The sequence below is a fragment of the Neobacillus niacini genome, assembly GCF_031457145.1.
GTDB classification, from domain to species: Bacteria; Bacillota; Bacilli; order Bacillales; family Cytobacillaceae; genus Neobacillus; species Neobacillus niacini_J.
On sequence record NZ_JAVDVZ010000003.1, the window covers coordinates 238,397 to 258,098 of the forward strand.

Sequence of the window (19,702 nt, forward strand, 5' to 3'; positions counted from 1 at the left end):
TTAAGGCAACCAATGCAGATCCCTTTTTCGTATCTTCAAATATAAAACCCTGCTGCCAACATCCCGATGGGAAGGATGCTAGCAATACAAAATCTTGACAAACTAATATTTCCATATAAAATAACAATTCCGATTTTATGATCCCAAGTAGACATTCCACTGCTCTTTAAGTCACGATAGGAAAAAAAGAAGCAGATAATGTTAAGAATAGGAATCCCAAAACCCATACCTAAAAAACTGACAAAAAAGCTTCTTTTTAAGGCAGTTATAAAGTTGAGCTTCTCGCCAGTTACACTTTTAATCTTTGTATTTAAGAAAGCCCTTCCAAAAGTATTGCCGAAAATAGCAAGGAAGACAGGTTCAATGAAAATCCATAGAAATAAACTGAGTATAAAAACATATAGATTGGAAGTTTCTGCAATGAAAGTTGGTGAAAAAATCGATACCAACGCGATCATAAAAATTGAAAATAAGGAAAGGTCGAAAAATCTGGCTAGGTAGCGTACATAGGGTCTTCCATTTGGATAAGTAGCTTCCTCATACTCTACTATTGTTTTGAATTTATCTGGGAGGAGAAGGATTCTATTCGATTCGAAGATACAATCAGAGAATAGATCAAGACTTTTGGCCATTTGCCAGCAGTCCATGGATTTATTCCAGACATAGGTATCACTGGATAGTACTCTTTGTTCGATTAACTTTTTTAATTCAAACAAGCAGACTGGTCCTTGTTGCTGAGAATCTTTAATAAAAAACCAAGCATTTCCCTCATTTGATTTCATTGTAATCGCCCCCAATTAGGTAAATTATACCACGATAGAGATTAGGCATTTTTTGTAGGTTTTGTGTATTTTTGAATATTTTTAAGCAGTTAACCTCAAAATACTAACATACGTTCGGAGGTGGATGGATGGAAGAGAAAAATTTTGAGAAAATTTATGAAGAATACAAGCAGCAAAGTGAGCAGCAGGCACAATTAGAGGCGACTCAAAGCAACCCAGGCGGTAAAGAAGAAATTGTTGCAGTTAGAAAAAATGATGATGGGGACATTATCGCTTTTAAAACAAGCTCAGGACGAGAGTTGGATTACATTACCGCTCTAACAGAGGCAAAATCAGGTCAGATTGCCCATATTGATGTTTTTCATAAATATGGAAGAGATATCATCCGCAGTGAACCAGATGGGATAAAAGAAAACAATCTTGATCAACTGCCGGAATTTTAATTTTGGCAAGGAGAGTGGCAAAAAAAAATGGTAACGTGTTCCGTTACCTATAGCAAACTTTAAAAATGTAAATAAAAATGAGTGCCAAATTGTAGTATTAATTTGACACTCATTTTTTGTTGATGTATAACGATTTGTGAGGAAATTACACTAAAATTATTATAGGAAAATGCATACCAAAATGTAAGGGTACACTGGTTGTTAATCACTCTTTGTTTCTATATGATAAATATTCTAAAAATTTCTTGGACGCAAGGGAAAGTGATTTTTGTTCTCTCATAGCAACACCAATATTTCTAAAAGCAGGAACTTCAAGCTCTTTCGCTATAATTTTGTGAGGAATACGCTTTAATATCAATTCGGGTAATATACTGATTCCTAGCCCATTTTCAACCATGGACATAATGGCATAGTCATCCCATGTTGTAAAATTAACATGTGGTGAAATATTGTGTCTCTCAAAAATTTCAGAGATTTCTGCTTTTGCCCCCTTTTCCAATAGCATAAACGGACTATTCAGTAAGCCGTTGATGGGAAACTTTTTGCAATTAGCAAGATAATGATTTTGTGGAATCACTACCACCAAACGGTCTTGTTCCAAAAAGATTGTTTCAAGTTCTGTTTTTGTCGGTAGCCGTAAAAATCCAAAGTCAACACGCCCATTTAGGATCCAGTTCTCAATTTCTGTATAATCACCAAGCAGAAATTCAAAATCTATCATTGGGTAATCCTTCTTAAAAATTTTAATAATGTTAGGGAGCCAATGAGATGCTACGCTGGAAAATGTTCCAATACGAATCATCCCAGATTCCAAATTATTTAAGTCTTCAATCTGCTTCATTAAGAATTCATACTCATTGCAAATTCGCTTTAATTGGGGCAGTAACTTTAAACCATCCGAGGTTAAATTGATACCGGCATGTCCTCTTTCAAAAAGGAAAATTCCCCATTCCTTTTCTAAATCGTTAATCATACGGCTAATCCCAGACTGTGAATAGTCCAATATTTCGGCAGCTTTTGTAAAACTACCCAATTCTACTGCTTTGACAAATGCCATATATTTTTGGATATTCATTTCTCTTTCCACATCCCATCTGATTTTATCATGCCTGTAATGATAAACATTCGTTTTTGTAATGTATGTGATTATGATATATTTTTACTATTAATTATTCAAGTTGGGAAAGGAAAGGGTTAAGAATCTGCGAAATATTAGTTGTTTCACAGATTCTTGGTAGTAGACTATGAAATCTAAAATTCAGTTTATATTATCAATGATGATTTTCGGTACGATTGGTTTAGTTGTTCGATATATTGATCTATCTTCGAGCGAAAGAGCTTTACTAAGTAGTTTCATAGGATGCTTATTTTTACTGTTAATATTCTTCATGATTAAGAAAAAAATATCATGGAACTTAGTTAAATCTAATGCTATATTTTTGATTCTTTCAGGTATTGCATTGGGAGGAAATTGGATTTTTCTTTTTCAATCGTTTGACCATACGACAATTGCCAATGCAACGCTAGGTTATTACTTTGCACCTGTATTTGTGATGATTCTTTCTCCCTTTGTACTTCGGGAACAATTATCCATCAAGAAAATGGTGTGTATTGGTGTAGCGATCATAGGGATGTTAATGATTTTAGGAGAAGGCGTGAGTGCCTCCGGATCAGAAGATCTACTTGGAATAACCTTTGGATTAATCGCAGCTGCATTTTACGCTACGTTATTGCTTTTAAATAAATTTATTAAAGATATGGGAAAGTTAGAGCTGACCATCATTCAGCTTGGAACAACCACTTTACTTCTAATGCCATATGTTTTCTTGACTTCTGGCTTTGGTATCATTGAAGTTTCAAGCTCTTCCATTCCTTTTATTTTAATTTTAGGGATTATAAATACAGGGATTGGGTTTTGGTTATTTTTCTCTGGTATGGAAGGATTAAGAGGACATAGTATAGCTATGCTAAGTTATGTTGATCCATTTGTTGCTATCTTGATTTCTGCAATTATCCTGCAAGAACATATGACAATTGTTCAAATACTTGGTGGTGTACTGTTATTAGGCTCTTCATTTGTTAGTGAAATTAGATCAGTCAACAGTTCAAATCAATTAATGAAAACTCCAGCTGAATAAATTTAAAACTGTTAAGGCAATAAAAGAAAGGGCTCAGTCTTGTGAAATGTTTTTATTTTATTACAAAAACCGTTAAAGAACACGGTACAAAATGGGTTACATTTTCGGCTGATTTTCAGGTTTTCCGATAGGAAACGGAACCCGTTAAAAAAATAGTCACTCCCTTTTCTTTTTAATAGAAAAAGTGTATTTGCCTAAAAAATGGAATATAATTAAAAAAGTACTTCTTAGGGGGATAAGCAGTGAGGTTTTTGAGGTTAATTGGGGCAGTTGTGTCGATTGGAAGCTTTCTATTTTGTAGTTTCATTTTACTCCAAAACCCATATACCCATTCGAGTGTGGAGCAAGATGTAATGATTTCCTTTGCTATAATGTACTTAGTGCCTGTTATGGCAGGACTTTACGCTAGTATTTCTGGAAAGCCAAAACTGCTATTGGTATGTTCTATCTGGGCATTGCCACTTAGTTTGTATTGTTTAGCCACACCCGGTGTATTTAAATTACTTGTTATCGCACCTATTCTTCAACTGATTGTAGGAATACGAATGTTTAAGAATACGAGGATTAAAGAATGAAAAGGTGGAATCTATGTTTTTTATCTTGCTCACAGGAATGCTTATTCTATTTGTAGTTGGAACTACATTGTTATTGAATGGTGAACCAGTTTTTGGTTCGATTGCAGCCGGCGCAGGTATTCTTTTGCTGCTGTTTGTATTGATTTATTATGGAAAGAAGAAGTATCGAAAAAAGAAATATGACTGTACGCCAGACTGTGATTGTGGGCCGGATTGTGATGGAGGACCAGATTGTGATTGTGGACCAAATTGTAATTAATATAAAGCGGATAACCGACATTGTTCCTTGTCATCGGATGAAGTCTAGGAGTCTAACGATTAAAGGATATACACTGCCATTATGTGCAAGATGCACAGGTATCTTAGCTGGCTATTTATTTTTCCCATTTTTTTTGATCCTGGATTTGAATTTTCCTTTGTGGCTGGGGATAGTATTAAACCTGCCAATGGTGATTGATGGCTGGACACAAAAAAGGAAATACAGAATGAGTAATAACTTATTAAGATTATCAACAGGAATCTTCAGCGGCTTGGGTCAAAGCATCATAATCGTTAGTATCAGCCAAATGATTATTTTTATTTTATTGTAACAAAAGTAAACAACTATCCGTTTCATGCTCGTCCTAGAAAGCATAGTATAACTAAGGACGAAGGAAAAAGTAAAAACGCTTTTTCCTATATGGAAGGAAGTATGTTCAATGTTGGATTCTTTGTTTGAGTTCTTGTCTCAGCTATTCACATTGATTTACCAATTTATTTTATATATTTTAGAAACAATTCAAAATATTTTATAAAGGTCGAGAGTGCCGGCCTTTTTTTTTGTTAAAGTGGAATTATTAGAATGTAAAGGTAGTGTACAAATGGAATGCCTAGTATGTAAGTTAGCTAATAAAATTCTTCCTGTTCATGTTGTTTTTGAAGATGAATATGTTAGTTGTTTTCTAGACCATGAGCCATATAATGAAGGGCATATTATGATATTGCCGAAAAAACATATTTATGATGTTGAAGAACTTGATGAAAATACTGCTGGTTCAATTATGAAGGCATCTATTCTCTTATCGAAAGCAATAAAAAAATTGTTTCATCCAGATGGGATCACCATCTGCCAAAATGGCGGGATTTTTAATGAATTAACCCATTATCATATGCATGTGGTGCCTAGGTATAAGAATCAATCATTTGCCGATTTTTATTCAGATGGTGAGATTAGGATAGAAGATGAAATGAAGTTACAAGAGACAACTAGAAAACTACTTAAGGCAATTGAGGAATTAATCAAATAAGGAGATAATGCTTATGATCACTCTATACATAACAAGGCACGGTGAAACAGAGTGGAATCGTGAAAAACGAATGCAAGGCTGGCTGGATTCAAATCTAACCGAAAACGGAATAAAAAATGCAGTATGTTTAGGTGAAAGATTGAAAGAAACAGAGTTAACAGCTATTTTCTCAAGTCCAAGCGGGAGGACGAAAGCCACTACCAGCTTGATACGGAGTGAAAGAGATATTCCTGTCATTTACGATGAGAATTTGAGGGAGATTAAACTGGGTCAATGGGAAGGTAAGACTCATTCATCCATTAAAGAAATGTATCAAACAGAGTTTGAGTCATTCTGGAATGCCCCACATCTATTTACGACTGTTGGAGGAGAAACCTTTGAAGAAACACGAGCAAGAGCGATTCAGGTTTTAAATCGAATAAAAAGAGAATATAAATCTGGAAATATATTAATTGTTACTCATTCTGTAGTAATCAAATGTTTGTATTCATTTTTTAAGAATTCACCAATAGAAGCCTTATGGGACCCGCCTTATATACATGATACGAGTCTTACCATTGTAGAAATGGATGAGAATGGTTTTAAACTTGTGCTAGAAGGAGATACAGCTCATCTAGAATCTGTGAATTTTATATAGAAGAGGGTGTGGAAGATTTGGAGGTTCGATTAGAAAAAGCAACCAATCTAGATGCAAAAGCGATATTTGATATTCAGGTTAAAGCCTTTATGCCCTTATTGGAAAAATATAAGGATTACCAGACAAATCCAGCAAATGAAACCATTGAACGTGTAATCACACGTATAAATAATCCAGACGGTGGATTTTATAAGATTATAGCCGATAACTTCCTTGTGGGTGCCATATGTGTTTTCTCGAAAGAAGAAAAACAATTTTGGATAAGCCCTATGTTTATTCTTCCTGCGTATCAAAGGAAAGGAATTGCCCAAAAAGCGATTACGTTAGTGGAGGAAATGTTTCCACAAGCCATCAGTTGGGAATTGGCAACTATTTTAGAGGAAGAACGCAACTGCTACTTATATGAAAAAATGGGATACATAAAAACAGGCGCTAAAAAGGATATAAATGATCATACAACACTTATTTATTATAAAAAAGAAATAGGCTGTGGGCAGAGTGAAAGAATGGAAGCTTACAAAGCTGCTGAATTATTTACCTTAAACCATTTTACAGAATGTCATGGAGCTTTATTAGCCGGAAGTGTTGTTCGAGGTGAGGCCACAGAAACATCTGACCTTGATATCGTTATATTTGATAAAAATCTTAAATCGGCATATAGAGAATCTGTCATTGAGTTTGGCTGGAATATAGAGGTTTTTGTACATAACTTAACTTCTTATAAGGATTTTTTTAAAAGTGATTGTGACAGAGCGAGACCTTCGTTGCCTAAAATGGTTTCAGAAGGAATCGTGTTAAAAGATAGTGGAATCATGGAGACCATTAAACAAGAGGCAATAGATTTATTAGAAAAGGGTCCCGAAGAATGGTCAGATGAAACTATAAGAATCAAGCGTTATTTTATAACAGATGCTTTAGATGATTTTATAGGTTGTACAAATAGGGCGGAGGAAATATTTATAGCGAATACACTTGCTGAATTAGTAAGCGAATTTGTTTTGAGAACAAATCGACAATGGATTGGTGCTTCTAAATGGATTGTACGTTCATTAAGAAACTACGATGAAAATTTAACAGATCGATTTATCGAGGCGTTTGATACTTTTTATAAAACTGGGGATAAAAATAAGGTTATTGGAATGGTTGACGATATCCTGCAGTCAAATGGTGGGCGGCTGTTTCAGGGATTTTCATTAGGAAAATACTAAAAAAGAGCTTAGACTAAGCTCTTTGCATTTCTTTATACTTCAATTTCTTTAATGATTCTTGCCGGATTCCCACCAACGACAACATTATTTGGTATATCTTTCGTTACGATCGCACCGGAAGCAATAACGACATTATTACCAATTTTTACTCCAGGATTTATAACTGCTCTCCCGCCAATCCAGACATTGTGACCAATATGAACCGGAATTCCATATTCGGCACCAGAAATTCTCTCAGTTGGATTTAGCGGATGGGTCGCTGTATAGATATGTACACCTGGAGCAATAAAGCAGTTATCACCAATATGAATTTCACAAACATCCAAAAATACACAATCAAAATTGGCATAGAAATTCTCGCCAATATGGATGTTGTATCCATAATCGCAGCGGAAGGTTGGTTCTATGTAAAGATTTTTTCCAGTTGACCCGAATAATTCTTTTAATAGTGTTGTTCTAGTTTCTTCATCGGTTTCGATGGTTTGATTGTATATTCTTGTTTGTCTTCGTGCGTTTAATCGGCCTTGCAATAATTCTGGATCTGCTGGATTATAAAGTTCACCAGCCAGCATTTTTTCTTTTTCAGTTCTCAATTATAAACACTCCTAATTCAATTAGCTGATAATATAATTGTATCATATAGTGCTAAATGTATTAAAAATGTTGAATACATATATTGGGTAATTTTACACATACTTTCCTCATTAAGACTTAATACAGAGGAGTAATGTAATGCATTGGTACGAGAAATTAAATCAGTATTTTCCAGTTGAAGAAATGAAATCGAGAGAGCATATGGAAACGTTGCTGAGAGAGCGTTCTGAAATTTATCATAAAGATGAGGGACAAAATCATGTGTTGATGTATGCTGAATCTGATGACTTTGTATTTATTGATTATCTTTTTGTTTCAAAAAATGCCCGCGGTCAGGGACTTGGACATAAGCTCTTGGAAAAAATGAAGCAAAAAGGAAAACCAATTATTCTCGAAGTTGAACCAGTAAACTATGAGGACAGTGATACTGAAAAAAGGCTTCATTTTTATAAGCGCGAAAGCTTTGAACACGCTACTTCAGTTGGGTATGAAAGAAAATCGCTAGCTACAAATGAGCTTAATAAAATGGAAATTCTCTATTGGGCACCAAATAATGAGTCGGAAGAGCTAATTTTTGAAGCTATGAGAAAAACGTATGATAAGATACATACCTATAAGGATCGACATTTTTATGGGGAATCCTACGAACATGTTGATGAGGTATTAACCTTTAATGAAGAACCACAAAGTCAAAATATATTAGACAACCTATGAGAAATGCTATACTCCTTAATGGAGTAGAGCATTTTTAAAATTTAATTAAATACTACCTTCCTAATAGAAACCGGGGTATCTTTGTATGCTTGTAAGACGCCGTTTGTCTCAATGTGTTCTTTACTTACGGCTCTATAGGGCAATTTCACCTCCATTTCACCCTTCAGAGGGGAGAAGGAAAGCGAAACAGTTTCTTGGTTTTCCCAATGAGCGACAATTGGCTTGTCCGTAACAAAAGCAAATAACTGTGGAAATCCATTGCGAAAAAAAGGGTGGATCCCTTTATTATCGCCAGGTTCATTGAGACTAATATACAGGGACAGATAATCACAAAATTTTAATAGATCTAAGTGGTACATGAGAGTTTCTTGTTTAGTCTCATTACCCTCTAATTGCAATTCCTTTGAAAGTTGTTCTTGTCTTTGCTTTTCTTCTTTCCAAAATTCCCTGACAGCCGGCACGCTTGAATCCTGAATAAACGAGGAATAGTGCAAACTGCATAATAATCCCGCGTACTTGCTCATTTTTTCTACTTCATCTAAGCCCTTTTTATAAAAAGTAATTTTGAGTGCAAGCGGATAATCGATAAAAGAGTATGGTTTCTCCGTTTTATCGTTCCATACGGGAGACGAATCCAACTCAATCCAACCTCGATCATGTTCTTGGATTGCCAGCAGTACTTCTTGTGTTCGGTTATCTTTAAAAAAATAATCCTCTGTGCAATTCCGGGCGATTACTCCTGCAATTTGGGCGTGGTCATTCTGAGTTACCATAAGATAGCTTTGTTCCCGTTCCAGTATAATCATTCTCGTAAATCCCTTTCCTTTGTAAAAACTGAACTTGTTCGGATTTCTCATGTTTCCTTTTATATTTCCTTTATCCAGTAGATTTAAACCAAATAACTTCCTGCAATCTAGATCACAAAAGAAGGAAAAAAACTATCTTATAAAGAATTAACTATTTCGGCTAAATAATTTTAAGGTTAGAGGATTTTTACATAAAAAGTTCGTGTGCGTGGTCCGTCAAACTCGCAAAAATAGATGCCCTGCCACGTACCTAACAGCAATTGTCCGTTTGTAATAATAACATGTTGTGAAGACCCGACATTACTTGCTTTCATATGGGCTGCGGTATTGCCCTCCATATGTCGATCCAGTTCATGGTGCCATGGATAAATTTCGTCAAAGCGCCGAATCATGTCTCGTTTCACATCGGGGTCTGCGTTCTCATTAATGGTAATGCCAGCAGTCGTGTGTGGACAATACACAATAGCAGATCCTTCCCGCAGGTTATTTTCTGTAATGAATTCCTGAACCTGATGTGTAACTTCTATCATTTGATCACGGGTGTTTGTTTTTAACGTAAATTTTTTTAGCATAGTATACTTCCTTTCGAATCTATTACAAATTATTATAGTCGATATTTTGAGTTTTTCATCCAAAGTATTATCAGTATTATGATAGGGAGGGCTAATCAATGAATCACATACATATCCGACAGTATCAAGAGAGTGATTTTAATAGAATTCAAGAGTTAAATCAGGAAGAGGGCTGGAATAACTTAGTAGAAAAGAATGAGGATACAAAAGAGGCATGGAAAAATTCAAATGTATCGTTGGTTGTTGAAGCAGAAGGCGACGGAATAGTGGGATATATAAGAGGTTTTACCGACAAGCGTATCACTCTATATATTTGTGAATTATTAATTGACCAAAAGTATCGTGGTGCAGGTATCGGGAGAGAGTTACTTCGGTACATCCATGCTAAATATCCAAGTACGAGAATGGAACTGCTTGCTTCAAGTACCTCTCATACTTTTTATGAAAGTCAGGGATATCGTCCATTTTACGGATTCAGAAAGACCTTTCAAGAATGGGAGTGGAAGTGAATGAAGAAAATTTATCTTATTAGGCATTGTGAAGCTGAAGGGCAGCCGGCTGAAGCATCACTAACAAACGATGGCTTTCAACAAGCTAACCAATTATCGAAATTCTTTAAAGATATTCCTGTGGACAGCATTATCTCTAGTCCTTATAAGCGTGCAGTTCAAACGGTAGAACCACTTGCAAAAAAAAGGAATCTTAAAATTGGAAAAAATGAGCTGTTAACAGAACGTGTATTAAGTAACCAAAATCTTCCCGATTGGCTTGAAAAACTAAAAGCCACCTTTGATGATCTAGAATTGAAATATGAAGGTGGAGAGTCTAGTAATGAAGCAATGAAACGAATCGTTGGGGTGGTTGAGGAAGTTCTAGACAGTTCGGTTCAAAATACCATCATTGTTACACATGGTAATTTATTGTCATTACTTTTAAAACATTATTTTCATCAATTTGGCTTCGAAGATTGGAGAAGTTTACAAAATCCTGATGTGTTTATTTTGAAAATAGAGAAAGAAACAGTAACATATGAAAGATTGTTAATAGAATCAGATCAACAACTATCCTTAATTAAGCCAACGGTGGAGTTGAAAGAAGAATACCTCTCATTCTATAAAGAATGGTTAGAAAGCAAAGAGAATATGGTACCTTGGGTTATTCAAAAAGACCCTTCAAACTTTGAGGCAATGGTCCAATTTTTAAAGGATAACGAGCAAGGAATTAATCTGCCAGAAGTGTGGGTGCCTGACTCAACATTTTGGTTAATAGACCAAGACAAAAGAATACTTGGTGCAGTGAATATTAGACATCAATTAACAACTTTTTTATTAAATAGTGGCGGACATATTGGTTATGGTATTCGTCCTTCAGAGAGAAGGAAAGGTTTTGCGACCAAATTATTGTCATTGTCACTTGTAAAAGCTAAAGAGTTAGGTATACGAAAAGCCCTTGTTGTTTGTGATGAACAAAATACAGGTTCCTTCAAGACGATTTTCAAAAATGGAGGCGTTCCAGATACCGATTTTATCGAAGAAGATGGAAACATTATTAAGAGATTCTGGATTGAGCTATAATATTTTTAATGGGTCAATTTGAATAAGAAAGGAGAAATCATGGAAGGAAACAAAACAATTAATTCAATCGATGAATACATAGTACAATTTCCAGGTGAAGTTCAAGAAACACTAAAGAAGATAAGGAATGTAATAAAGGAGTCGGCACCAGATTCAGTAGAAAAGATAAGTTATCAAATGCCTACTTTTTATTTACATGGAAATCTAGTTCATTTCGCGGCCAATAAAAATCACATTGGTTTTTATCCAGCTCCAAGTGGAATTGAGGCTTTTAAACATGAATTATCTGAATTTAAAAGTTCCAAAGGAGCAGTCCAGTTTCCGAAAGACAAGCCGATACCATATGGAGTAATTAGTGAAATTGTTAAATTTCGGGTTGCTGAAAATAAGAAGAAAGCAGAAGCAAAAATTTTAAAAAAGAAGAAGCCGTTGGAAAAATGATAACAGGGAAGTGGAGGAGCTAGTATGAAGCGAATGCCTTTTGAACGGCCAACTGACCATTATGATGAACGTATACTTTCAATTGATGAGCAAATCTGTGCATTACTGAAGGAGAGAAAGGATGTATCAAACAATAACCCAGGATTTCCTCCTCCAAATCAAATCGCGGAATGGGCAAAAAAGTATGATCAGTATGAGGATTTATTAAATTCGATATTTTCGACATTAAGAATGGAAGCGGAATTTAAACCTCGAGTTGAGCCTGAGAATTTTATTAAGCATTTATCGGTTCTAAAATCGGTTGAAAAAAATGATAGGTTGTACACGATAACATTTATTCGTCAATTCGAGAATGCCAGCGTAGTCCAATTAAATATTGATTGGGAAGACAAGACTGAAGGTATCGATGATCATCGCCACCTGCGGCACATGAGTCATCACCCATTCCTCGAGCTAAGTTTAGGAGAAAACTACGAATGTCGAACAGATAGTGGAAGCGGTTCTGATGGACACTTCCGACAAAATTATATAGTTTCTCCGCCCATTCCAGATGATCCTTCTGGACTTAATCTAATTTTTAAAGAATATCACGACTATTTCAAGGGCAAACCAACTGGTCTTGAAATAGTATTCGATTTGGATTAGGGTAGTGTGGAGTATAAAAATCTATGAAATATTATAAATTTTTGTCCTTCAATAGCGTTATGAAAACAAAAATAAAAGCGTGAATTCTATTGTGAATTCACGCTTAAAACTTATAGTGATTTACCTTTTTACACCCCATATCCGAATAGGTAAGGTGAACCCCTGTCCTTAACCTTCTATCTGTTGTTGATTTAGCTTTTCTTTCCTTGATATTTCATCTTATTTTCAGCTTCGCTCATATTTGGATTCTTCCTAGGTGTAGTTTTATTTAGTGCCTTCTTTAACTCCACACTTGCATCATCGTTCGTATTATATTTTCCGTCCATATAAATCCCTCCTTTTCGTAACTTATTATTTGTTCATACTTTATTATTATTAATAAGGAGTGCATTATTCTTTATGGATTGTGACTATTCTCCCCCGTCATCGCCTCCCCCGTCCCCGTCTATATCCCCATCCCCATCATTTGTCTCATCAGTATTATCCCCAAAAAACTCATTAACTTTTTCGATTAACGATTGTTTTGATTCCTGCATATCATCTTCAGAACTTGCCCCTAAAAAAGCAGATAATGAGTAAGTTTGAATAATTTGCTGCCTCTTATTTGTTAATATTAAGAAGAGTAATGTAACGGATAGAAGTACGAAAAAAACAAAAATAATTAATTTAAGCAAAAATATCACTCCTAATCTTGTCCCTTGTATAAAACTATGTTACGTGATTATTTTTATACCAACTTGATAGATGGGAGAATTAATTTAAAGGATGGGGATCTAGATGATTCAAGCAACTGTACTATTTATATTAGCAGGCATAGCAGAGATAGGCGGAGGATACCTAATCTGGCAATGGCTGCGGGAAGGGAAGCCATCCTACTGGGGATTAATTGGCGGAGTTGTGTTGGCCCTGTACGGCGTGATTGCTACCTTTCAGGCCTTTCCATCATTTGGACGAGTTTATGCAGCATATGGGGGAGTCTTCATCGTGCTTTCACTACTGTGGGGATGGGGCATCGATAAAAAAACTCCTGACTTATATGATTGGGTCGGCGGCGGAATATGTATAATAGGTGTTTTGGTGATGTTATTAGCACCAAGACAATAAAAAGTGAGCTTGGCTGTCCAAGCTTATTTTTAGAATGTCGTAAAAGGGTATTTGTCTCAGAGTTTACCTACAATTTTTCATTTTAATTTGTACATGCCATTTGAGGACAATCAGAAGAATTGGTTTAGTCAAGGGTCTTGTATTCTTCATCGAGCTGATGATGACCAAAACTATTAGGAAAAATCATAAAAATGGTCATCATAACATTGATGATAACCAAAACCATGGGAACTATCATAAAATAGGTCATCATAACATCGATGATGACCAAAATCCATGGGAAAAATCATGAAAATGGTCATCATTACTTCGCTAGGAAAAAAAAACATAAAAATGAGCTTGGACATCCAAGCTCATTCTCTTATTTATGTGCTAACTCATACTGTGAAATTTTATCTTCATAGTTCAAAGTAACACCAATTTCATCCCAGCCGTTAAGAAGCATTTCTTTAGGGTAAGGAGCAATATCAAACGTAAACTCTAACCCCTGATTGTCAGTAACAATTTGATTTTCCAGATTGACTGTAAGAGAGTACTCCTCAGATTCAGCTTTACGCATAATACTTTGAACCTGTTCTTCACTAGCTTGAATCGTAAGAATACCATTTTTCACGCAGTTATTTTTAAAAATATCTGCATAGCTTTGTGCAATAACCACTTTAAAGCCAAAGTCCTGAATCGCCCATGGTGCATGTTCACGGGAGGAGCCGCAGCCAAAGTTTTCACCAGCAACTAAAATAGATGCTCCCTGATATTTTGGATGATTCATTGAAAAATCCTTTCGAAGATTACCATCATCATCAAAGCGCCAGTGATAAAATAAAAATTGCCCAAAACCGCTTCGTTCAATTCTTTTAAGGAATTGTTTCGGAATAATTTGGTCTGTATCAACGTTGCTCCGATCTAACGGGCAAACGACTCCTGTATGAATGCGTAGTGGTTCCATTATAATACCTCCTGAGCAGTAAACTGACGAACATCAACGAAACGTCCTGAAACTGCAGCAGCAGCTGCCATTTCAGGGCTGACAAGGTGGGTACGTGAACCGTTTCCTTGACGGCCTTCAAAATTCCGGTTAGAAGTGGAAGCACAGCGTCCACCTGGAGGAACAATGTCATCATTCATTGCCAGGCACATACTACAGCCAGCTTCACGCCATTCAAAGCCTGCTTCTTTAAAAATTTGGTCAATGCCTTCTTTTTCCGCAGCCAGTTTAACACTAAACGAGCCTGGAACAACAATGGCCTTCACCTTAGGATTAACCTTGTGTCCGCGAACGACATCAGCTGCTTTACGTAAATCACTTAACCGTGAATTTGTGCAAGAACCGATAAACACATGATCAATCTCTACACTTGAAATCGGTTGACCGGCTTCAAGTCCCATATATTGAAGGGCCCTAGAAATTTCATCTTTTTTATTGGATTTTTCTTCATTGTCTGGATTTGGAACAGAAGCCGTAATTGGGATACACATACCTGGGTTAGTTCCCCAAGTGACTTGTGGTTCCACTTCAGAAGCTTCAATTTCAACCACCGCGTCATAGTCGGCACCTTCATCAGTAGCTAGGGAACGCCATTTTGCCACTGCTTCTTCGAAAGCCTCACCTTTAGGAACGTGACGGCGGCCTTTCATATATTCAAAAGTTGTTTCATCTGGAGATATCAAGCCTGCTCTTGCACCAGCCTCAATGGACATATTACAAACAGTCATACGCTCTTCCATTGAAAGGGAGCGAATTGCTTCACCTGTATATTCCATCACATATCCGGTTCCAAATTGAACACCGAATTTACCGATAATCGCTAAGATTAAGTCCTTTGCAGTTACGCCTGTTCCAAGCTTGCCATTAACCTTTACGTTCATTGTTTTTGGAGGTGCTTGCCAAATTGTTTGTGTTGCCAGGACATGTTCCACTTCACTTGTCCCTATTCCGAACGCTAGTGCACCAAACGCACCATGTGTAGAAGTATGACTATCGCCACAAACAATTGTCTTACCAGGTTGTGTCAGTCCAAGCTCAGGACCAATTACGTGAACAATCCCATTGTCTGGATGCTGCCGATCGGAAAGCTCCACACCAAATTCCTGACAATTTTCTTTTAATGTATCAATTTGTTTTTTTGAAACAGGATCGTTGATGACATTTCTATCACGTGTGGAAACATTGTGATCCATTGTTGCATAAGTCAGATCCGGGCGGCGTACTTTACGACCATTCATTCGTAAGCCTTCAAATGCTTGAGGAGAGGTCACTTCATGAACAAGGTGTAAATCAATATAGAGTAAATCTGGTTTTTCTTCTTCTTGATATACCACATGCTGCTCCCAAACTTTTTGTATGATATTTTTTGGTTTTTGCATAATGCCCTTCCTCACATTTATAGATTTAGTAAAAAAGAGGGAAGAGAAGCCGCCGGACCTATGTGCCCAGCGGCTTCTTAATCCGCCCCATTAAATTATACGTAACAGTTCATAATACATTTTGACGCATTTTGTGACTTAATATAATCCACGATTAAGCGAGTCATTTCAGCTGTACCAACTAGTCTTCCTTCAGAAATCTTAAGGTCTGCTGTATGGAAACCAGCGTCTAACACGGACTGAACTGCATCTTCAATCAATTTTGCTTCGTTATCTAATTGAAAAGAGTAACGCAGCATTAACGCCGCTGATAAAATCATGGCAGTCGGATTGGCAACACCTTTGCCTGCGATGTCTGGTGCAGACCCATGGACAGGTTCATATAAACCAACGCCATCTTCACTAAGGCTAGCTGAAGCAAGCATTCCCAGTGAACCTGTTAGAACAGAGGCTTCATCACTAAGAATGTCACCGAACATGTTCTCTGTAACAATAACATCGAACTTAGAAGGATTTGTAATCAATTTCATTGCAGCCGCATCAACCAATACATGCTCAACAACCACATCTGGATACTGAGCTTTTTTCTCTTCGACAATTTCGCGCCACATCTTACTTGATTCCAAGACATTTGCTTTATCGACAGAAGTTAGGTGTCCGCGCCGTCCTTGTGCCGCTTGAAAACCTTTATCCACAATTCTTTCAATCTCAGAGCGAGTATAGGCAAGTGTATCTACGACCACATTTCCGCCATCGCGCCTTTCACTAGGTGTTCCAAAGTAAATCCCACCTGTTAGCTCGCGGACTATCAATAAATCACTGCCTGCAACAACTTCCTCTTTAAGAGGTGAAGCATGCAGCAAATTTTTAAACCCTTTAATGGGTCTTAAATTTGCATATAAATCAAGTGCCTTCCGAATACCAAGTAATCCTCTTTCAGGGCGTAAATGGGAGGGGTTGTTATCCCATTTCGGGCCGCCAACCGCACCTAATAATACAGCATCTGCCTGCTTACAGGCGTCAATGGTTGTTTCTGGCAGCGGATTGCCGTATTGATCAATGGCTGCCCCTCCGATTTCATGGGTTTCGAAGGTAAAACTATGGTTAAACTCTTCAGCAATTGCATTCAAAACGTCTTTTGCAGAATTAATAACTTCCTTGCCAATCCCATCACCAGGTAGTAATACAATACGTTTTTTCATTCGAAGCAACCTCCTCATCATTTTTTACATCGCCTCGAGAAAGGACTTTTAAACTTGAGCTGGTTCTGGTTGAACCACAGCTTTTTGGTTAAAAAATACTCGATTTACAGTATTGAGGAACGCTTTAGCAGAAGCTTCTAATACATCCTGAGCTGATCCACGGCCACTTACCTGCACACCATCAACCGTCATTTTTACATGTACTTCAGCCAATGCGTCTCGCCCTTGACCAACTGAATTTAATTTATAATCTGTAAGATGAATTTCTTCTTTAATGAGAGCTTCCAATGTATTCATTAGAGCTTCAACGCTGCCTGAACCCGTACGGGCAGTTTCTGCTCGAACGCCTTCTGGCGTGTTGAGTGCAACTGTTGCAGTAGGGAGGTTGGCAGAACCATAATGAACTTGGAAAGCCAAAAGCTCATATTTCTTAACATCAGCAACTGCTGTTTGGATGTCTGTTAATATCGTAAATAAATCTTCGTCGGTGACTTCTTTTTTACGGTCGGTGAGCTGTTTAAAAGCTGTAAACGCTTCTTGAAGCTTTTCAGCTGATAATGTGAAGCCCATATTTTCAATTTTATCCTTAAAGGCATGACGTCCTGAATGTTTACCAAGGACCAAATCATTGGATTGAATACCAACCATTTCAGGAGTAATAATTTCATAGGTTAAGGCATTTTTTAACACACCATCTTGATGAATTCCCGACTCATGGGCGAAGGCATTTTTTCCAACAACTGCTTTATTTCCAGGAACCATCATTCCTGTAAAGCGGCTGACTAAGTCGCTTGTACGTTTGATTTCTTTTAATACTAGATTCGTAGTAAAAGGGTATTTATCTTTTCTTATATTAAAAGCAACGGCAATTTCCTCAAGTGAGGCATTTCCAGCACGTTCACCAATTCCGTTGATCGTACCTTCAACCTGGGTAACACCGTTTTCGATTGCCGCGAGGGAATTGGCTACAGCCATTCCTAGATCATCATGACAATGGCAGGATAGGGCAGCTTTATGGATATTTGGAACGTTTTCTCTGATATAACGGAACATGTAACCATATTCTGCTGGAGTTGCATAACCTACAGTGTCTGGAAGGTTAATGACAGTTGCTCCAGCATCGATGACCTTCGTAATGATTTTGACAAGAAAATCAAGATCAGAACGGGAAGCATCTTCTGCAGACCATTCGATATGAGGGAATCTTTGTTTTGCATAACTCACCATATCGACAGATGTTTGAATGACTTCCTCAGGTGTTTTAAACAATTTATATTTCATATGAATAGGGGAGGTTGCAAGAAAAACATGCAACCTTGGTTCTGCAGCATCTTTTAAAGCGTCCCACGCAATGTCAATGTCCGATTTGGTTGCTCTTGCCAGGCCTGTGACGGAACTGTTTTTAATCGTCCGGGCAATTGCTCTAACTGCTTCGAAATCCCCTTGGGAGGAAGCCGGGAAACCGGCCTCCATAATATCCACGCCAAACCTTTCTAGTTGTCTAGCGATTTCTAGTTTTTCGAGCTGGTTTAAATTCACACCTGGAGATTGTTCACCATCGCGCAGTGTCGTATCAAAGATGTTAACGTGAACCATTTACCACCACTTCTTTCTTATTATTCACAGGCTTTTTAATAAATGGCATTAAGGCACGAAGCTCACGACCAACTACCTCAATTTGATGGTTATTTTCAGTACGGTTAATTGCGTTAAATTGCGGACGGTTTGCTTGGTTTTCCAAGATCCAGCCTTTCGCAAATGCACCTGTCTGAATGTCTGTTAATACATCTTTCATGCGTGCTTTAGTATCTTCGTTAACAACACGTGGTCCAGAAACGAAATCTCCCCATTGAGCTGTATCAGAGATAGAATAACGCATGTTTTCTAATCCTCCTTCATATAGAAGGTCAACGATCAATTTTAATTCGTGTAAACACTCAAAGTAAGCAACTTCAGGCTGATAACCAGCTTCAACAAGAGTTTCGAAACCAGCTTTGATAAGGGCAGTAGTACCGCCGCAAAGAACTGCCTGTTCTCCGAATAAATCTGTTTCTGTTTCTTCTTGGAAAGTAGTTTCCAATACACCTGCACGAGCAGAACCGATCCCTTTAGCATAAGCTAGAGCTAGGTCACGTGCTTGACCAGTGTAGTCTTGGTAAACTGCGTATAATGCTGGAACACCAGCGCCTTCTGTATAGGTGCGTCGAACTAAATGTCCTGGTCCTTTAGGAGCAACTAGGAATACGTCTACCTCAGCAGGAGGAACGATTTGTGTAAAATGAACGTTGAAACCATGTGCGAATACTAGAGAGTTACCAGCTTCAAGGTTTGGTTTGATGCTTTCTTCGTATACTTTTGGCTGCATTTCATCTGGAAGTAAAACCATTACAACTTCTGCTTGACGAGTTGCTTCTGCAACTGAAGTTACTTCAACACCATCTTCAACTGCTTTATCCCAAGATTTTCCTTCTCTTAAACCTACAACAACGTCAAAACCGCTTTCCTTTAGGTTTAATGCATGAGCATGACCTTGTGAGCCGTATCCAATTACTGCGATCTTCTTTCCTTGTAAAACTGCCTCTTGAATATCTCCGTTATATAATACTTTAGCCATTAT

Annotated in this window: 27 protein-coding genes and 2 pseudogenes; 17 read left to right on the forward strand and 12 right to left on the reverse strand. The window is 37.2% G+C overall.

Translation table 11 applies throughout. The features are described from left to right. Nucleotides 1–35 precede the first annotated feature (35 nt). Nucleotides 36–782, reverse strand: a complete 747-nt coding sequence (locus J2Y03_RS10150) for an RDD family protein (protein ID WP_310193530.1) — start codon at nt 780–782, stop codon at nt 36–38. 128 nt (nt 783–910) lie between these two features. Between J2Y03_RS10150 and J2Y03_RS10155 the strand changes: the two genes are divergently transcribed. Then, on the forward strand, nt 911–1,225 hold the full coding sequence (locus tag J2Y03_RS10155; protein ID WP_310193533.1) for a DUF3892 domain-containing protein: 315 nt from the start codon (nt 911–913) through the stop codon (nt 1,223–1,225). A gap of 205 nt (nt 1,226–1,430) precedes the next feature. Here the strand turns inward: J2Y03_RS10155 and J2Y03_RS10160 are convergent, their stop codons facing one another. Further along, complete coding sequence (locus tag J2Y03_RS10160) at nt 1,431–2,300, reverse strand: LysR family transcriptional regulator (RefSeq protein WP_310193536.1); 870 nt, start codon at nt 2,298–2,300, stop codon at nt 1,431–1,433. A 169-nt stretch (nt 2,301–2,469) separates the two neighbouring features. On the opposite strand from J2Y03_RS10160, the gene J2Y03_RS10165 reads away from it, so the two are divergent. The 8 genes and pseudogenes from J2Y03_RS10165 to J2Y03_RS10200 all read left to right on the forward strand — a co-directional run bounded on the left by J2Y03_RS10165 (nt 2,470) and on the right by J2Y03_RS10200 (nt 7,069). After that, complete coding sequence (locus J2Y03_RS10165; protein ID WP_310193539.1) at nt 2,470–3,363, forward strand: DMT family transporter; 894 nt, start codon at nt 2,470–2,472, stop codon at nt 3,361–3,363. A 242-nt stretch (nt 3,364–3,605) separates the two neighbouring features. Continuing rightward, the gene (locus tag J2Y03_RS10170; protein WP_310193541.1) at nt 3,606–3,938 is read left to right on the forward strand and encodes a hypothetical protein; all 333 of its coding nucleotides are present in this window, start codon (nt 3,606–3,608) and stop codon (nt 3,936–3,938) included. Nucleotides 3,939–3,975: 37 nt separating this feature from the next. After that, on the forward strand, nt 3,976–4,197 hold the full coding sequence (locus tag J2Y03_RS10175) for a hypothetical protein (protein WP_310193545.1): 222 nt from the start codon (nt 3,976–3,978) through the stop codon (nt 4,195–4,197). Continuing rightward, the gene (locus J2Y03_RS10180; RefSeq protein WP_310193547.1) at nt 4,172–4,528 is read left to right on the forward strand and encodes a DUF2085 domain-containing protein; all 357 of its coding nucleotides are present in this window, start codon (nt 4,172–4,174) and stop codon (nt 4,526–4,528) included. Before J2Y03_RS10175 ends, J2Y03_RS10180 begins: the two co-directional genes overlap by 26 nt. Nucleotides 4,529–4,798: 270 nt before the next feature. Then, nucleotides 4,799–5,224, forward strand: a complete 426-nt coding sequence (locus J2Y03_RS10185) for an HIT family protein (protein WP_310193548.1) — start codon at nt 4,799–4,801, stop codon at nt 5,222–5,224. Nucleotides 5,225–5,237: 13 nt separating this feature from the next. Beyond that, a complete protein-coding gene (locus J2Y03_RS10190; RefSeq protein ID WP_310193551.1) occupies nt 5,238–5,861 on the forward strand; it encodes a histidine phosphatase family protein in 624 nt (207 codons plus the stop codon). 17 nt (nt 5,862–5,878) lie between these two features. Further along, nucleotides 5,879–6,340: pseudogene (locus J2Y03_RS10195) on the forward strand (GNAT family N-acetyltransferase); the annotation flags it as partial. Between the two features lie 27 nt (nt 6,341–6,367). Further along, nucleotides 6,368–7,069, forward strand: a complete 702-nt coding sequence (locus tag J2Y03_RS10200; RefSeq protein ID WP_310193997.1) for a nucleotidyltransferase domain-containing protein — start codon at nt 6,368–6,370, stop codon at nt 7,067–7,069. Between the two features lie 32 nt (nt 7,070–7,101). Here the strand turns inward: J2Y03_RS10200 and J2Y03_RS10205 are convergent, their stop codons facing one another. Beyond that, nucleotides 7,102–7,662: a maltose acetyltransferase domain-containing protein gene (locus tag J2Y03_RS10205; RefSeq protein WP_310193552.1), complete on the reverse strand. Its 561-nt coding sequence runs from the start codon at nt 7,660–7,662 to the stop codon at nt 7,102–7,104. 139 nt (nt 7,663–7,801) lie between these two features. Between J2Y03_RS10205 and J2Y03_RS10210 the strand changes: the two genes are divergently transcribed. After that, nucleotides 7,802–8,377, forward strand: a complete 576-nt coding sequence (locus tag J2Y03_RS10210) for a GNAT family N-acetyltransferase (RefSeq protein ID WP_310193554.1) — start codon at nt 7,802–7,804, stop codon at nt 8,375–8,377. Between the two features lie 41 nt (nt 8,378–8,418). On the opposite strand, the gene J2Y03_RS10215 is transcribed toward J2Y03_RS10210, so the two are convergent. Beyond that, nucleotides 8,419–9,183, reverse strand: coding sequence for a DUF3891 family protein (locus J2Y03_RS10215; RefSeq protein ID WP_310193556.1), 765 nt, complete (start codon nt 9,181–9,183; stop codon nt 8,419–8,421). Nucleotides 9,184–9,359: 176 nt separating this feature from the next. Beyond that, complete coding sequence (locus J2Y03_RS10220) at nt 9,360–9,755, reverse strand: secondary thiamine-phosphate synthase enzyme YjbQ (RefSeq protein WP_310193558.1); 396 nt, start codon at nt 9,753–9,755, stop codon at nt 9,360–9,362. A 98-nt stretch (nt 9,756–9,853) separates the two neighbouring features. On the opposite strand from J2Y03_RS10220, the gene J2Y03_RS10225 reads away from it, so the two are divergent. The 5 genes and pseudogenes from J2Y03_RS10225 (at nt 9,854) to J2Y03_RS10245 (ending at nt 12,415) form a co-directional block, all read left to right on the forward strand. Continuing rightward, nucleotides 9,854–10,264 carry a GNAT family N-acetyltransferase gene (locus tag J2Y03_RS10225; RefSeq protein ID WP_132097118.1) on the forward strand — a complete coding sequence of 137 codons (411 nt, stop codon included), beginning with the start codon at nt 9,854–9,856 and terminating at the stop codon, nt 10,262–10,264. Beyond that, nucleotides 10,265–10,780: pseudogene (locus J2Y03_RS10230) on the forward strand (histidine phosphatase family protein); the annotation flags it as partial. An 18-nt stretch (nt 10,781–10,798) separates the two neighbouring features. Further along, on the forward strand, nt 10,799–11,329 hold the full coding sequence (locus J2Y03_RS10235) for a GNAT family N-acetyltransferase (protein WP_310194000.1): 531 nt from the start codon (nt 10,799–10,801) through the stop codon (nt 11,327–11,329). A 39-nt stretch (nt 11,330–11,368) separates the two neighbouring features. Then, nucleotides 11,369–11,770, forward strand: coding sequence for an iron chaperone (locus tag J2Y03_RS10240; protein ID WP_310193561.1), 402 nt, complete (start codon nt 11,369–11,371; stop codon nt 11,768–11,770). 24 nt (nt 11,771–11,794) lie between these two features. Next, nucleotides 11,795–12,415 carry a hypothetical protein gene (locus J2Y03_RS10245; RefSeq protein ID WP_310193563.1) on the forward strand — a complete coding sequence of 207 codons (621 nt, stop codon included), beginning with the start codon at nt 11,795–11,797 and terminating at the stop codon, nt 12,413–12,415. Nucleotides 12,416–12,606: 191 nt separating this feature from the next. On the opposite strand, the gene J2Y03_RS10250 is transcribed toward J2Y03_RS10245, so the two are convergent. Continuing rightward, entirely contained in the window at nt 12,607–12,741 is a 135-nt protein-coding gene (locus tag J2Y03_RS10250) for a hypothetical protein (protein WP_310193566.1), read from the reverse strand. An 84-nt stretch (nt 12,742–12,825) separates the two neighbouring features. Then, nucleotides 12,826–13,089: a hypothetical protein gene (locus J2Y03_RS10255; RefSeq protein WP_310193569.1), complete on the reverse strand. Its 264-nt coding sequence runs from the start codon at nt 13,087–13,089 to the stop codon at nt 12,826–12,828. 103 nt (nt 13,090–13,192) lie between these two features. Between J2Y03_RS10255 and J2Y03_RS10260 the strand changes: the two genes are divergently transcribed. Both J2Y03_RS10260 and J2Y03_RS10265 read left to right on the forward strand, forming a co-directional pair. Next, entirely contained in the window at nt 13,193–13,519 is a 327-nt protein-coding gene (locus tag J2Y03_RS10260) for a YnfA family protein (RefSeq protein ID WP_310193572.1), read from the forward strand. A gap of 160 nt (nt 13,520–13,679) precedes the next feature. Continuing rightward, nucleotides 13,680–13,811 carry a hypothetical protein gene (locus tag J2Y03_RS10265; RefSeq protein ID WP_310193574.1) on the forward strand — a complete coding sequence of 44 codons (132 nt, stop codon included), beginning with the start codon at nt 13,680–13,682 and terminating at the stop codon, nt 13,809–13,811. Between the two features lie 69 nt (nt 13,812–13,880). Here J2Y03_RS10265 and leuD read toward each other — a convergent pair whose 3' ends face one another. The 5 genes from leuD to ilvC form a co-directional block, all read right to left on the reverse strand. Next, nucleotides 13,881–14,465, reverse strand: coding sequence for a 3-isopropylmalate dehydratase small subunit (gene leuD, locus J2Y03_RS10270; protein ID WP_310193576.1), 585 nt, complete (start codon nt 14,463–14,465; stop codon nt 13,881–13,883). Beyond that, nucleotides 14,465–15,883: a 3-isopropylmalate dehydratase large subunit gene (gene leuC / locus J2Y03_RS10275; protein ID WP_310193577.1), complete on the reverse strand. Its 1,419-nt coding sequence runs from the start codon at nt 15,881–15,883 to the stop codon at nt 14,465–14,467. Before leuC ends, leuD begins: the two co-directional genes overlap by 1 nt. 95 nt (nt 15,884–15,978) lie before the next feature. After that, entirely contained in the window at nt 15,979–17,085 is a 1,107-nt protein-coding gene (leuB, locus tag J2Y03_RS10280; RefSeq protein ID WP_310193578.1) for a 3-isopropylmalate dehydrogenase, read from the reverse strand. A gap of 48 nt (nt 17,086–17,133) precedes the next feature. After that, entirely contained in the window at nt 17,134–18,681 is a 1,548-nt protein-coding gene (locus tag J2Y03_RS10285; protein ID WP_310193581.1) for a 2-isopropylmalate synthase, read from the reverse strand. Then, on the reverse strand, nt 18,668–19,699 hold the full coding sequence (gene ilvC / locus J2Y03_RS10290; RefSeq protein WP_132097127.1) for a ketol-acid reductoisomerase: 1,032 nt from the start codon (nt 19,697–19,699) through the stop codon (nt 18,668–18,670). Before ilvC ends, J2Y03_RS10285 begins: the two co-directional genes overlap by 14 nt. Between the last annotated feature and the right edge of the window lie 3 nt (nt 19,700–19,702).

What these genes read in the sequence shown, in the direction of transcription:
- J2Y03_RS10150 (WP_310193530.1), bottom strand. Translation starts at nt 782, where the DNA reads ATGAAATCAAATGAGGGAAATGCTTGGTTTTTTATTAAAGATTCTCAG.
- J2Y03_RS10155 (WP_310193533.1), top strand. Translation starts at nt 911, where the DNA reads ATGGAAGAGAAAAATTTTGAGAAAATTTATGAAGAATACAAGCAGCAA.
- J2Y03_RS10160 (WP_310193536.1), bottom strand. Translation starts at nt 2,300, where the DNA reads ATGAATATCCAAAAATATATGGCATTTGTCAAAGCAGTAGAATTGGGT.
- J2Y03_RS10165 (WP_310193539.1), top strand. Translation starts at nt 2,470, where the DNA reads ATGAAATCTAAAATTCAGTTTATATTATCAATGATGATTTTCGGTACG.
- J2Y03_RS10175 (WP_310193545.1), top strand. Translation starts at nt 3,976, where the DNA reads ATGCTTATTCTATTTGTAGTTGGAACTACATTGTTATTGAATGGTGAA.
- J2Y03_RS10185 (WP_310193548.1), top strand. Translation starts at nt 4,799, where the DNA reads ATGGAATGCCTAGTATGTAAGTTAGCTAATAAAATTCTTCCTGTTCAT.
- J2Y03_RS10190 (WP_310193551.1), top strand. Translation starts at nt 5,238, where the DNA reads ATGATCACTCTATACATAACAAGGCACGGTGAAACAGAGTGGAATCGT.
- J2Y03_RS10200 (WP_310193997.1), top strand. Translation starts at nt 6,368, where the DNA reads ATGGAAGCTTACAAAGCTGCTGAATTATTTACCTTAAACCATTTTACA.
- J2Y03_RS10210 (WP_310193554.1), top strand. Translation starts at nt 7,802, where the DNA reads ATGCATTGGTACGAGAAATTAAATCAGTATTTTCCAGTTGAAGAAATG.
- J2Y03_RS10215 (WP_310193556.1), bottom strand. Translation starts at nt 9,183, where the DNA reads ATGATTATACTGGAACGGGAACAAAGCTATCTTATGGTAACTCAGAAT.
- J2Y03_RS10220 (WP_310193558.1), bottom strand. Translation starts at nt 9,755, where the DNA reads ATGCTAAAAAAATTTACGTTAAAAACAAACACCCGTGATCAAATGATA.
- J2Y03_RS10225 (WP_132097118.1), top strand. Translation starts at nt 9,854, where the DNA reads ATGAATCACATACATATCCGACAGTATCAAGAGAGTGATTTTAATAGA.
- J2Y03_RS10240 (WP_310193561.1), top strand. Translation starts at nt 11,369, where the DNA reads ATGGAAGGAAACAAAACAATTAATTCAATCGATGAATACATAGTACAA.
- J2Y03_RS10245 (WP_310193563.1), top strand. Translation starts at nt 11,795, where the DNA reads ATGAAGCGAATGCCTTTTGAACGGCCAACTGACCATTATGATGAACGT.
- J2Y03_RS10250 (WP_310193566.1), bottom strand. Translation starts at nt 12,741, where the DNA reads ATGGACGGAAAATATAATACGAACGATGATGCAAGTGTGGAGTTAAAG.
- J2Y03_RS10260 (WP_310193572.1), top strand. Translation starts at nt 13,193, where the DNA reads ATGATTCAAGCAACTGTACTATTTATATTAGCAGGCATAGCAGAGATA.
- J2Y03_RS10265 (WP_310193574.1), top strand. Translation starts at nt 13,680, where the DNA reads ATGACCAAAACTATTAGGAAAAATCATAAAAATGGTCATCATAACATT.
- leuD (WP_310193576.1), bottom strand. Translation starts at nt 14,465, where the DNA reads ATGGAACCACTACGCATTCATACAGGAGTCGTTTGCCCGTTAGATCGG.
- leuC (WP_310193577.1), bottom strand. Translation starts at nt 15,883, where the DNA reads ATGCAAAAACCAAAAAATATCATACAAAAAGTTTGGGAGCAGCATGTG.
- leuB (WP_310193578.1), bottom strand. Translation starts at nt 17,085, where the DNA reads ATGAAAAAACGTATTGTATTACTACCTGGTGATGGGATTGGCAAGGAA.
- J2Y03_RS10285 (WP_310193581.1), bottom strand. Translation starts at nt 18,681, where the DNA reads ATGGTTCACGTTAACATCTTTGATACGACACTGCGCGATGGTGAACAA.
- ilvC (WP_132097127.1), bottom strand. Translation starts at nt 19,699, where the DNA reads ATGGCTAAAGTATTATATAACGGAGATATTCAAGAGGCAGTTTTACAA.